The sequence below is a fragment of the Vibrio splendidus genome, from assembly GCF_024347615.1.
In the GTDB taxonomy this organism is placed as follows: Bacteria; Pseudomonadota; Gammaproteobacteria; order Enterobacterales; family Vibrionaceae; genus Vibrio; species Vibrio splendidus.
This window is the reverse complement of sequence record NZ_AP025508.1, coordinates 1,232,618-1,245,870: the sequence shown is the minus strand read 5'-3', so window position 1 is coordinate 1,245,870 and position 13,253 is coordinate 1,232,618. Positions and strand designations below refer to the sequence as shown.

Below are 13,253 nucleotides of genomic sequence, written 5' to 3'. Positions count from 1 at the left end.
AACACGAATTGAATTCAATAAAAAAGGATCCCATCAGGGATCCTTTTTTGTTTATGCCGTTAGTCTATCGCGCAACGTGACGTTTACTTAGCGTATTACTTCGAAAATCACTTCGAGCTAAGCACCGAGGCCGGGTTTAGCTTAGCCGCTCGTGAGGCTGGATACCATGTAGCCAGTAAGCTCAACACAATCGCGGTACCGGAAACCACAACAACATCCGTCATATCAAGTTGTGATGGCAAGAAGTCGACAAAATAGATATCACCGGACAAGAATTGGTGATCGACCAACGTTTCGAGCCCTTTGATAAGCGTAGTGAGATTAAGCGCCACCAAGACACCTATCGCACTCCCGACTAAGCTGCCTAGCACACCCGAGAATACGCCCTGCCAAACAAAGATGCGTTTAACAAGGCCGTCTGATGCGCCCATGGTTCTTAAGATCGCGATCTCCGATGCTCTGTCTTTGACTGCCATCATTAAGGTCGAGACAATATTGAAACAAGCAACACCAATAACCAGTACCATCACCAGATACATAATGGTGCGAACCAATTGAATATCTCGATACAAGAAACCAAACTTCTGTTGCCAGCTTCGTAAATACACATACACATCAAGCTGGTTACCCACTTCACGCACAATAGAGTTCGCGTTCAGCACATCGGTCACTTTTAAAGAAACTCCGGTTACTGCCTCGCCTAGGTTTGCATAAACTTGAGCATCGCCAATCGGGATTAGCGCCAAGCTGTGGTCGATCTGGCCATTAAGCGTCAGTAAGCCAACCACTTTCACTCGAACTCGTTTTGGCGCCTGAACTTTCACAGAACCGTTAACCGTTGGAATCATCAAAGTCAGATAGTCACCCACTTTCGCCCCCAACACGTTAGCCACACCAGAACCTAAGATGATTTGTTGTTGCCCTGCTTTAAACTCACTCCAAGCTTGTTTATCGATAAATTTCGATAGGCTTGATACCTGTTGTTCAAGTTGTGGATCAACACCGCGAACTTCAATTGCTTTGAGTTCTTTGCCCTTTTCAGCAAGCGCAGTAATTTTTACATAGGGTGCTGCAGCTACAACTTTATCATTTTTCACCGACTGCTCAATCACGTGCTCCCAGCGAGTCACTGGTTCATTTACACCCTCGAATTCACCATGTGGAATAACGGAAAGTACACGCGACTCTAGCTCTCGCTCAAAGCCATTCATTGCAGACAAACCGATAATGATCACGGCCACACCAACGGCAATACCAATCGTCGAAGACAAAGAGATGAACGACACCATTTTGTCTCGCTGTTTCGCTCGGCTAAATCGGCCACCTATCAATAGAGATAAAGAAGAAAACACTTAGCTCTCCTCTTTTTCTACGTTGACCAATAAACCATCTTGCATGTGAAGCTGGCGATCCATCTTACCTGCAAGTTCACCATCATGAGTTACTACCAAAAAGGCCGTGTCGTACTCGCGGTTTAGTTCACGCATTAAGTCGTAAATAGAAAGTGCGGTGTTGTGGTCAAGGTTGCCGGTAGGCTCATCCGCCAACACCAAAGCAGGTTTATTCACTAAAGCTCGAGCAATCGCCACACGTTGCCTCTCACCACCAGAAAGCTCTGAAGGTCGGTGGTCAACACGATGACTCAATCCAACTTTATCCAACAGACGTTGCGCCTCTTCTTTTGCTTTAGCTGGCTTTTCACCACCAATCAGCAGCGGCATTGCTACGTTTTCTAACGCTGAAAAGTCCGAAAGAAGATGATGGAATTGATAAACAAAGCCAAGATGCTGGTTACGAAGCTTCGCCTGCTTATTTGAGCTCAAAGATGCTAAGTCTTGTCCGAGAAAGCTCACGCTGCCGTCAGACGCATCATCCAATGCCCCTAAAATATGCAATAACGTACTTTTACCGGAACCAGAGGTACCAATGATAGCGACTAGCTCACCCTTATCGATTTCAAAGCTGACTCCCTTGAGAACCTCAGTATCTAACGAGCCTTCACGGTACGTTTTACGGATATCATTACATTGAAGGAAATTACTCATAACGAAGGGCCTCAGCAGGTTTCACAGACGATGCACGATAAGATGGGAATACAGTGGCAATCAAGCTAAGTGCAATAGCCAGAACCACAACAACAGCGATTTGAATTGGGTTAATTAAAATTGGCAACTGTCCACCAAATGAAAACAGAGCAACACCCATCGCCTCTAAAATAGTATTGAGGTTCATCGCTAGAGCAACGCCTAACACGCCACCAGAGAGCGCACCAATCACGCCACTACTTGCGCCTTGAACCATGAATATCCCCATAACTTGACCATCAGTCATGCCTTGGGTTTTAAGAATAGCCACTTCAGACTGCTTCTCCATCACCACCATGATAAGTGCCGAAATAATATTGAAAGCAGCAACACCGATGATCAGACCAAGCATTAAGCCCATCATATTTTTTTCCATTCGAACGGCCTGGAATAACTCACCACGTTGGTCTCGCCAATCACTCCACAACCAACCTTCAGGTAGCTTTTGATTTGATAGTTTCGCCACTTCGAACGGGTCTTCAAAGAACAAGCGCCAGCCTGAAATGGTATCTGATTTATAGCGCATCAAACGCCCAGCATCTTTAATATCTGTCACCATCAGTTGAGCATCAATATCAGAACCTGTATTGAAGATGCCGGCTACAGTGAAATTTCGTTGGCTAGGAATACGTCCGAGCGGTGTGTATTGGCTGGCACTGGTGACCATCAGGCGAACTTTATCGCCCATAGACACTTTCAAATTTCTTGCCAAGGTATGACCAAGGAAAAGCTGATACTGACCAGCCTTGAGTGAAGACAGTCTGCCAGCAATTAAATGATTCTGAAGAGGGTCATCTGAATTTGGTTCAATACCGATTAACAAGCCCGCAGATAACTGAGCAGGACTTTGGATCACCGCTTCACTGCGAACAATGGGTTCTACGTGATCATTGAGCGACATTTGCTCCGCAAAGCTAGGCGCTTGAGCAGAAAGTGACGTTGTGCCTCCTTGCTCGTATACAACGGCTTGAGGAAGTACACCAAGAATTCGGTCTTTTAACTGCGCTTCGAATCCATTCATTACCGACAAAACAGTAACCAGAGACAGCACACCAATGGTGATACCTGCCGTCGACATATAAGAAACAAAACGGCTAAAGCGATCACCTGAACGACCTTTCAAATAGCGCAGGCCAACAAACAACGAAATAGGATGAAACATACTTTGAACCATCTAAAGGGGATGCGGGTTAATGTAACGGGTATTGCTGTTACTGTGTAGGGGTTAATTGAAAATATAGAGTGAATTAACTCAATTAGTTAGGCTTGAAAAACAGAACCTTGTCAAATAGCCAACTTTCAAACAACTATTTGAGACTTTCAATTAACTGACCTTGATTACTGCGGCCACATAGCGATAATCAATAGATCACTTCAAGGAACTAACGCATGACAGAACAAGAGTTTTTCACCGTTCACCACAGCCTCACCGCGAATATTGAACCAATGGACAGTGGCTTCACTTTACCTTCTCAGATTCAATTCGAATCTGAGATCCCTGCCCCGTTTGTCGTGGCAAGTGAATTTAGCCAATTGGATCTATTAGCTGACAGTGCTCGCAACGAACTGAAAAACAGCGACTTGAAGAATGTCATCAGTTTATTGGATGCACAGAACTCTAAATTAAACCTCTTGTTGAGCTTTATGTTATCGCAACAAGATGATGAACAATTTCGTACCCACACGTATTCATTTGGCGCGAGTCAGTTCTCTTGTTTTTCCAAAACAGATATCGAAGCGGGTCGCTTAGTTAAAGCCAAGCTCTTTATCGAGCACCCTGCCGCCGCTATTTATTGCTACGCGGAAGTCTTCGCTAGTGAACCTAAAGATTCAGGTTTCGAAATCAAATTCAAATACGCTCATCTTCGTGATACTGACCAAGACTTGCTGATCAAGGCTGCACTTCATCAACAACAAAAACTCTTACGTCAACGCTCTCTAGAACGAGATAACAAGTAAATAGACATGACAAAACAATCCATTTTTACACTACCTAAGCTCAAAGGTGCCGGTGATAAAAAACACATCGGTAACCTAGTTGGTTCATCTCTCGCGCTTGCTATCGCTAGACTTGCGGAGCAGCATAACAGCCATACTTTACTTGCAGTGCCCGACCCTCAAATCGCACTCAAGCTTCAATCAGAAATTGAGCAGTTTACGTCACATGAAGTGGCACTATTCCCTGATTGGGAGACACTGCCATACGACAGCTTCTCACCGCACCAAGAGATCATTTCAGACCGTATCGCTCGCCTTTATGCATTGCCAACGTTAAAAGATGGCATCACGATCGTACCAATCAGCACGCTACTACAACGTCAGTCGCCACGTGACTTCTTGTTGCAGCACACCTTAATGGTGAAAACGGGCGATCTGTACTCGTTAGAGAAGCTGCGTCTTCAACTTGAAAAGTCTGGCTATCGTTACGTAGACCAAGTGTTTGGCCCGGGTGAGTATGCAAGTCGAGGTTCAATTCTCGACTTGTTCCCAATGGGCAGCAAAGACCCGTATCGTATCGACTTCTTCGATGACGAGATCGACACCATCCGTACTTTCGATCCTGAAAATCAGCGCTCTATTGAAGACATCTCTGAGATCCGTTTGCTGCCAGCTCACGAATTCCCAACCTCTGAAAGTGCTATTGAAGATTTCCGCATTCGCTGGCGCCAACAATTTGATGCGCGCCGTGAACCAGAATCGGTTTATATGCAGGTTTCAAAAGGCACTTGGCCCGCAGGTATTGAATACTGGCAGCCGCTGTTCTTCGACCATACTGAAACCTTGTTTGATTATGTTGCCGATGAAGCGCAAATCCTCGTTCTAGGTGATGTCGAGACCGCGGTAGATTCATTCCTAACAGACGTTTCTCATCGATACGAACAACGCGGTGTTGACCCGTTACGACCACTGCTGAAACCAGAACAACTTTGGCTACAAAAAGACGAACTGTTCGCACATTTCAAACAAAAGCCACAGGTCAATCTGAGCTTAGATTCAATTGAAGAAAAAGCCGGACGTACCAACCTTCCGGTTGTGTCTCTGCCTGATCTCAGCGTTCAACATCAGAATAAAGAACCTTTGTCTAACCTAAGAAAGTTCACTGAAGCCTTCGACGGCAAAGTAGTCTTTTCGGTTGAATCTGAAGGCCGCCGTGAAGCACTGAGTGAATTGCTTCGAGGCATCAAAGTACGACCAAGTGAAGTTGAAAACCTCGACGCGGCGATTAAAGGTAAAGATAAGTTCACCCTGATCCTAGGTTCTGCTGAGCATGGCTTTATCCACGAAGAGCAAAACATCGCCCTTGTCTGTGAGAGCGACCTGTTAGGTGATCGCGTTGTACAACGCCGTAAGAAAGACAAGAAAAGCGTTAACAGCGACACTGTAATTCGTCACTTAGCCGAACTTAAACCAGGTCAACCTGTTGTTCACATTGACCACGGTATTGGTCGTTACATCGGCCTGCAAACACTTGAAGCGGGTGGCATGAAAACCGAATACGTAACGCTTGAGTATCAAAATGATGCCAAGTTATACGTACCTGTTGCTTCTCTGAACTTAATCGGGCGCTACTCTGGCGGCGCTGAAGATTCTGCACCACTGCATAAACTCGGTGGCGAAGCATGGCAGAAAGCTCGTAAGCGCGCCGCAGAGAAAGTTCGTGACGTTGCAGCCGAACTGCTTGATGTTTACGCTAAGCGTGAACTAAAACCTGGCTACAAGTTTGTACTCGATCGTGGCCAATACGCGACCTTCAAGTCTGGCTTCCCGTTTGAAGAAACGGATGATCAAGCAATGGCCATCAATGCCGTTATGTCGGATATGTGCCAAGCAAAAGCCATGGATCGCTTAGTGTGTGGTGACGTTGGTTTTGGTAAAACTGAAGTCGCGATGCGCGCGGCATTCGTTTGTACCGACAACAGTAAACAAGTAGCCGTGTTAGTTCCAACGACGCTACTTGCTCAGCAACACTTTGAAAACTTCCGAGACCGTTTCGCGAACCAACCGATACGTGTCGAAGTGCTGTCGCGATTTAAATCAGCTAAAGAACAAAAATTGATCATGCAAGATGTTGCCGACGGTAAGGTCGACATCTTAGTAGGTACTCACAAGCTTCTTTCCAGTGACCTTAAGTTTAAAGACCTTGGCTTGTTAGTCGTTGATGAAGAACACCGTTTCGGTGTACGCCAAAAAGAGAAAGTGAAAGCGATGCGCGCGGATGTCGATATCCTCACGCTAACCGCAACACCGATTCCAAGAACGTTGAATATGGCAATGAGCGGTATGCGTGACTTGTCGATCATCGCCACACCACCTGCACGACGCTTAGCAATAAAGACTTTTGTCCGTGAGAGTGATGACGCGATAGTCAGAGAAGCGGTACTGCGTGAAATCATGCGTGGTGGTCAAGTTTACTTCCTGCACAACCAAGTCGACACGATTGAAAAGACGGCAGAGTCACTGCAAAAACTGATTCCAGAAGCGCGTGTCACCGTTGCCCATGGTCAGATGCGAGAGCGAGAGCTAGAACGCATCATGAATGACTTTTATCACCAGCGTTTTAACTTGCTAGTGTGTACCACCATCATAGAAACGGGTATCGACGTACCAACGGCAAATACCATCTTAATGGACAGAGCTGATAACCTTGGTTTAGCGCAACTACATCAATTACGTGGGCGTGTGGGTCGATCTCACCACCAAGCTTATGCCTACTTGCTAACACCTCCCCCGAAAGCAATGACCAAAGATGCCGTCAAGCGATTAGACGCCATTGCTTCACTTGAAGACTTAGGTGCAGGCTTTACGCTAGCAACCCATGACTTAGAGATTCGTGGTGCAGGTGAACTACTCGGTGATGAACAGAGTGGTCAAATCCAGTCGGTTGGCTTTACGCTTTACATGGAGATGCTTGAACAAGCGGTTGAGGCATTAAAAGAGGGACGAGAGCCATCGCTTGATGACCTACTGCGTGAACAAACTGAAATTGAGATGCGCCTGCCAGCACTGTTGCCTGATGACTACATCCCAGACATCAATACACGTTTGTCTACCTACAAGCGTATTGCGAGTGTGAGTGACACCGACGAATTGGCCGAGTTGAAAGTCGAGCTGATTGATCGCTTCGGCCTTCTGCCTGATGCTACCAAGAACTTGTTGTCAGTTTCTGAGCTAAAATTAGCCGCGGCGTCAATCAAAGCGAAGAAAATTGAAGCTCACGATAAAGGTGGATTCTTAGAATTCTACCCAGATGCTGACATAAACCCGGCCTACCTTGTTAAACTGTTGCAATCTCAACCGCAAAAGTTTTCAATGGAAGGACCAACAAAGTTCAAGTTTACGATACCATTGGTCGACAGACGGAAACGAATTCAATTTGTTAGTGATTTATTGGGCGAATTCAGACAGAACTTGCTGCCTTCAGCATAAGACCCAATCCACTTGCACATATAAATTATCCAGCCGATAGATCGGCTGGAAGACGGAGTAAAAATGAAAAGACTGATCCCACTGCTACTATTGTTCGTCTCACTGCCAAGTTTGGCTCAGAGACAATTTGATATAGAAGTGATCATTTTCAAGCGCGCAGTTGATGCAGAGAAAGTCAACGAATCTTGGCCGAACACTCAGCCGAAGATTTCACTTGAGCGCGTTGGTTCATTTCAAGATACCCAATACCGCTCTAAGAAAGGCGTACAAATGTTGCCTTACTCAGAGTACAAGCTAACGCCTCAGAAAGACAAACTGCGCAAACATGCAGGCTTTGAAGTTCTGATGCATACTGCTTGGCGTCAAGGTGACCAAGGAAAGAGCTCTGCACCTGTTTTCCATATTCAAGCAGGTAAAGACTTCTCTAAAGATTTCAATGCAGATGGTTCTGAAAAAGGTGCTATCACCACAGGCAGTGCCGATGGATTCAAAGAAGAGACCATTGATAAGCCACTGTACGAACTAGACGGCAAGCTACAGATCTACGTGCAGCATTACCTATACGCTGAAACCACGCTCGATTTAAAAGCACCAAGCGTTCGTGAAGTGACTCTGAAAGAACAGCCTATTGAGTTAGACACACCAGTAAGCGGTGCAGACAGCAATGTTCAAGTGGGCAACTTAACTGAGATCTCACCGACAGTGCAGGTAGAAGAGTTCCTTAAAAGCTACCGCATGGATCAAAAGCGTCGTATGCGTAGTACAGAAACTCACTACCTTGACCACCCGCTTCTAGGCATGGTGATTCAAGTTCGACGTGTAGCGCAGTAAGTTACTTGCCGATTCGGCTATAATTGTATAAATAATTCAATCCGCCCTCCTAGTGAGGGCGTTTTATTAAGTGCTATCTATCTTTATTCTGTATTGACTCACTTTGTTCAGTACTTACATGTAATTCGGTATTTCTTATGAGCCCTGACTTTCAGATAAATACTCAACACCTCAGCCTCAAAATTATTGAAGCTACAGACGCTCCTGAGTTCTCTCGGTTGATCCAAACATCCCCTAGCCTATTTCCATGGGTAGACTGGTGCCACGATGCGTTCTCTATTGTAGAAGCCGAGAAATTCATTCTGGCTACCCGCTTAAATTGGGTAAAAGCAGACGCATTTGGATTTGGTATTTTTGAACGCCACAGCAATCAACTGGTTGGAATGGTGGCAATTAATGAGCTTTACCATACCTTCAATATGGCAAGTTTAGGTTATTGGGTTGGCGACGAGTTTCAACGGAAAGGGATTGCCAAAGAAGCGATGCTGACCTTATTTGAATTCTGCTTTGCTCAACTCAAACTAACGCGCCTAGAGATTGTTTGCGATACAGAAAACCTACCAAGCCAAAGGCTGATTGAGAAGTGTGGCGCAGAGCGTGAAACCATTGCCAAGAACCGCTTTATCTTTAACGGCAAGCCGAAAGACGGCGTGGTTTATTCCGTGCTACCTCCAACCTCTTAACAGCTTAATAGAGTAACAATCCGTCACAACACGCAGTCGACACGATCAAAAAAAGAGCTCCGAAGAGCTCTTTTTTATTATCAGCGTAACGCCTTTAGCAGACTTGCCTGATTAGTGAAGCTTTAGGTTTGGACGAAGTACACGGTTAATACGACCAACTAACATCATCAGCGATGTTTTAATTAGTCCGTGAAGCGCCATCTGATGCATACGGTACAAAGAGATGTAAACGATACGAGCAATACGACCCTCAACCATCATCGAACCTTTAGTTAGGTTACCCATCAAGCTACCTACCGTAGAAAATCGGCTTAGCGAAACAAGTGAGCCTTTATCTTTATAGATGTAATCTTTCAGGTCGCGGCCGTTTAACTTAGCAATGATATTGCTAAACGCACAACTTGCCATCTGGTGAGCCGCTTGTGCACGTGGTGGAACGAATGAACCATCTGCTTGCGTACATTGCGCTAAGTCACCAATAGCAAAGATATTGTCATCAAGCGTAGTTTGTAGCGTATTTTTCACAACCAACTGGTTGATACGGTTCGTCTCAAGACCACCGATATCTTTCATGAAATCTGGCGCTTTAATGCCTGCAGCCCAAACCATGATTTGTGCTGGGATCTTCTCACCATCTTTAGTCGTTAGGCCGTCAGCATCAGCTTGTGTAACCATTGTAGTCGTACGCACAGTTACACCAAGCTTCGTAAGCTCAGAGTGTGCTGCACTCGAAATACGAGGAGGTAGGGCTGGAAGAATACGCTCACCTGCTTCAACAAGGTTAACGTTCAGCTTGCTTGAATCTAGATCGCCAAAGCCATAAGTACGAAGCTCTTTAACCGCGTTGTGCAGTTCCGCAGAAAGCTCAACACCTGTCGCGCCAGCACCAACAATAGCAATATCTACTGTGCCTTGGCCGTTCTTAGCGTGAAGCTTTAAGAACTGGTTGTTCATTTCTGTACGGAAACGGTGCGCTTGCTCTGGACTATCAAGGAAAATACAGTTGTCGCGAACACCTGGTGTGTTGAAGTCGTTTGACGTTGAACCTAGCGCCATCACAAGAATATCGTATTCAAGTTCACGGCTTGGCATAAGCAGTTCACCGTGGTCATCTTTCAGTTCACTCAGAGCGATCACTTTACGTTTACGATCGATGTCGTTCAGGCTGCCCATTTGGAAATCGAAGTAATGGTTTTTTGCGTGTGCGCGGTAGCTTAACGCATCAACACCCTCGTCCAATGAACCCGTTGCTACTTCATGAAGTAATGGTTTCCATAGGTGGCTTGCTTTACGATCTACCAGAGTAATCTGGGCACGCTTTTTACGACCTAAAGTGCGGCCTAGCTTAGTTGCTAGTTCTAAACCACCAGCTCCACCGCCTACTACGATAATTTTTGTCACAATGACAATCCTCTACAAAATGAATAAATGGGGTTCGGCTCGATTACTCCAACCGATAAATTCTATGTATCTACTCGGCCTTGAATGCGAAGGCTGTTACAAATTGGATAACTGCGAAAAAGAATAACGACAGCTCACCGAGTAGTTAGAGGGATTACAAACAACAAACATTGGCTTGTCGCTTTGCTCACGTGGATAAAAAAGGTGACTACCTGAGAGGTAGAGCACAAATAATGGGCAAGTTTTATCACTCGCTCTCACTTTTTTTTGATATTTATCAAAATATTTTGCTTGGGAACATTATATATAGCAAAAAGATGACCGCAACAAAAATCCTTACCCACAATGAGGATTCGGGGCGAATTAGTTAACGTTTGCGCAAGCTTATCTACAAATGCGCAAACTCATTGATAAAACATATACAAGCGTTTTATCAATGCCCGTCTCTAGGATTCAGATGTAAAAAAGCAGCACTCAAATGAGTGCTGCTTTTATAAAATAGAGGGGTAAATTAGGCGTTTTTAAACGCTTTCATTGCTTGAAGGTGTTGAGAGATCTTTTTAAATTTATGACTCTCTTTTTCATCCCAGACTACCTCGTAGTAATCCCCAAGTTCAGCTTCTGTTCGCGTATTGTCATGAATTTCATCTTCACGAGACAACACAACCAAACAGCGTCCCTTGTTTTTCATACGATACTGAGCGACACACTTAGTCGCAATATCTTCATACTCTTCAGGACGGTCAATTCGACCCACCATATTGTTCTCAGGTTGCAGGTTAGGGTTGAAAACCACTTGCTTAATCCCGCATAAGAAACCAATACGCTCTGACCAAAAACCCCCTAAGCCTACCCCACAGATAATAGGGTGCGGATCATCAGATTGTTCTATCACTTTATGCACTTCTTTAAGAAGGTGCTGCATATCGTGCTTTGGATGCAAAGTACTGTAGTTGATGAAACGAACGTCATCATCAATGAATTGCAACTGCAGTATTTTTTCGTGATTGCCCGGGCTAGTTGAGTCGAAGCCGTGTAGATAAATAATCATTAGTACCTCCCTGTTGAATATTGGTACGTTTTAATTAATCTAACATGAAAAATAAGGTTTTAAAGGGAACACCAACGAAATTATATTTTTCACTTCCTAAACGTGATCCTAGCTACAGAAAGTGTGACTCAATAACTCAGCTTCACGCAGATAGCTTTCATCGCCCCAGAGCTGATGTGCCAGTAAATACCACAACATGGCCATCATTCGACTTCGTGGCAACCAAGCCTCTACGCCATCAAGCCAAGGCTGAACATCATGAATACCTCTTAACTGACAGTACTTGTTAACGGCTTCAGCAACTGGTAATCCTGCAACAGCAATGGTCAACGTAAGATCAAGTCTAGGGTCTGCTAATGCTGCATATTCCCAATCAATAATCTTAATCCCATCGCTATTTCTCACTAAGTTATAACCACCTAAATCAAAATGGCACAAAGACAGGTCAACATTTGGGATACTTGGAGCCACGCGCCACTCTTGATAAATCTTGGTGCAGGTTTCAGTCTTATGAATCGAATCAAGTTGGAGCCAGTAATGATCGACTCGCGCTGTGAAACTGAACGGTTGGAGCGGCAATCGCGCGGTGTTAACCAAATGCACTGAGATCAGAGTCTTCAACAAATCATCAAGCTCTAAGCCTTCGTAAAGCGTCTCACCCGCAATCCATTCAACCAATAAGCCTTGCTCATTGACCACTATTGGACTTGGCCCTAGCCCAAGGCGTTCAATCGTAGACAGCACTTGGTACTCTTCATGACGAGAGATGAAGAACGCTTTGGTGATGGGAGTGGTGGGCCGCCAAACATACGCAGTACCATCGGCATCAACCAGTTTCCAACATCGATTGGTCAACCCGCCGGTCAGCGTTTGAGCTCTAACAGGTGGCTCAGAAAAGTAACCATCAAGCGAACTCAAACTGGTATCAAGAAGCTTAGCCTCAGACCAAGAAAAAATTGCCATATTTACTCCCTATAAACGTCTTAACTGCCCTATAAACGTCTTCATTTCCCCACAAAAAAGACACTGACCAAAAGCCAGTGTCTCTTCATAAACAGCACATCATGCACTGCATTGGCGTGTGACCAAGCTATGTGTGGCCAAGCTATGCGCTGCCAAGACTAGACGCTGTCAAAACTGGCTGCGTTTAGTTGGCAAGTAAGCGAAATTAAAGGCCTAGTAGGCTCTTAGATTGTTGCTTACGGATTTCAGTCTCGTCAGCCCATTCAATCAAGCCAGACTCAAGATCCATTAGACGCATAGTCATTTTGTAGTAAACGTCTTCGTCGCTACCGTCTTTCTTAACGATGCTTGATAGGTTGCCGTACAGCATGTATTGAGCACCGACCATTTTACCGAATTGAATTGCTGAGCTTTGATTTACAAGCTCATCATTGTTTTGGAAGTTCAATTGGTCACGAACAGACTCTACACGGTCCATATCAACGAAACGGAACTTACCAGAGTTCAGCATTTTAGTACTGATAGTGTCAGTGATTGACTCAGTATCGATGTGCTCACTTGTCTTGTTCTTGATTCGCTCTACGAACACGATTGGACGTTGCTCACGAGTAATGTAAGACACTGAACCAGACGCCATCATGCTATCGACCATTTCACCCGCAATCGTTTGAAGGTCAGTTGAACCGAAATCGATTGTCGTGGTTTCTACTGCTTGTGCATCACCGTAGCTTACCTTGTTTGAACAACCGCCTAAAATAACCGCTAAACCTAGTAGCGCAACGACACTCTTTTTCATTTTGTTTCCTCAACTTA

At 45.0% G+C, this 13,253-nt stretch carries 11 protein-coding genes; 4 read left to right on the top strand and 7 right to left on the bottom strand.

All coding sequences use genetic code 11. The features are described 5' to 3' along the window. Positions 1-107: 107 nt before the first annotated feature. From lolE to lolC, 3 genes are read right to left on the bottom strand one after another with little or no spacing between them, the layout of a single operon-like run. Positions 108-1,352: a lipoprotein-releasing ABC transporter permease subunit LolE gene (gene lolE, locus OCU90_RS05590; protein ID WP_017083247.1), complete on the bottom strand. Its 1,245-nt coding sequence runs from the start codon at positions 1,350-1,352 to the stop codon at positions 108-110. After that, positions 1,353-2,045 carry a lipoprotein-releasing ABC transporter ATP-binding protein LolD gene (gene lolD / locus OCU90_RS05585; RefSeq protein ID WP_017095640.1) on the bottom strand — a complete coding sequence of 231 codons (693 nt, stop codon included), beginning with the start codon at positions 2,043-2,045 and terminating at the stop codon, positions 1,353-1,355. Beyond that, positions 2,038-3,246 (bottom strand): lipoprotein-releasing ABC transporter permease subunit LolC, encoded by a 1,209-nt coding sequence (gene lolC, locus OCU90_RS05580; RefSeq protein WP_061022668.1) that lies wholly within the window; start codon positions 3,244-3,246, stop codon positions 2,038-2,040. Before lolC ends, lolD begins: the two co-directional genes overlap by 8 nt. 227 nt (positions 3,247-3,473) lie before the next feature. On the opposite strand from lolC, the gene OCU90_RS05575 reads away from it, so the two are divergent. The 4 genes from OCU90_RS05575 (at position 3,474) to OCU90_RS05560 (ending at position 9,025) form a co-directional block, all read left to right on the top strand. After that, a complete protein-coding gene (locus OCU90_RS05575; RefSeq protein ID WP_004736257.1) occupies positions 3,474-4,043 on the top strand; it encodes a hypothetical protein in 570 nt (189 codons plus the stop codon). A 6-nt stretch (positions 4,044-4,049) separates the two neighbouring features. Beyond that, positions 4,050-7,511, top strand: coding sequence for a transcription-repair coupling factor (gene mfd / locus OCU90_RS05570; RefSeq protein WP_017078944.1), 3,462 nt, complete (start codon positions 4,050-4,052; stop codon positions 7,509-7,511). A gap of 63 nt (positions 7,512-7,574) precedes the next feature. Beyond that, a complete protein-coding gene (locus OCU90_RS05565) occupies positions 7,575-8,342 on the top strand; it encodes a peptidoglycan binding protein CsiV (RefSeq protein ID WP_061022670.1) in 768 nt (255 codons plus the stop codon). Between the two features lie 137 nt (positions 8,343-8,479). Next, positions 8,480-9,025, top strand: a complete 546-nt coding sequence (locus tag OCU90_RS05560; RefSeq protein WP_017107634.1) for a GNAT family N-acetyltransferase — start codon at positions 8,480-8,482, stop codon at positions 9,023-9,025. A 111-nt stretch (positions 9,026-9,136) separates the two neighbouring features. Here the strand turns inward: OCU90_RS05560 and OCU90_RS05555 are convergent, their stop codons facing one another. The 4 genes from OCU90_RS05555 to lpoB all read right to left on the bottom strand — a co-directional run bounded on the left by OCU90_RS05555 (position 9,137) and on the right by lpoB (position 13,236). Next, positions 9,137-10,426 (bottom strand): NAD(P)/FAD-dependent oxidoreductase, encoded by a 1,290-nt coding sequence (locus OCU90_RS05555; RefSeq protein WP_061022672.1) that lies wholly within the window; start codon positions 10,424-10,426, stop codon positions 9,137-9,139. A 511-nt stretch (positions 10,427-10,937) separates the two neighbouring features. After that, positions 10,938-11,477 (bottom strand): alpha/beta hydrolase YcfP, encoded by a 540-nt coding sequence (gene ycfP, locus OCU90_RS05550; RefSeq protein WP_061022674.1) that lies wholly within the window; start codon positions 11,475-11,477, stop codon positions 10,938-10,940. A gap of 108 nt (positions 11,478-11,585) precedes the next feature. Then, positions 11,586-12,440, bottom strand: coding sequence for a phosphotransferase (locus OCU90_RS05545; RefSeq protein ID WP_061022676.1), 855 nt, complete (start codon positions 12,438-12,440; stop codon positions 11,586-11,588). 205 nt (positions 12,441-12,645) lie between these two features. Then, entirely contained in the window at positions 12,646-13,236 is a 591-nt protein-coding gene (gene lpoB, locus OCU90_RS05540; protein WP_004736264.1) for a penicillin-binding protein activator LpoB, read from the bottom strand. Positions 13,237-13,253: the final 17 nt, after the last annotated feature.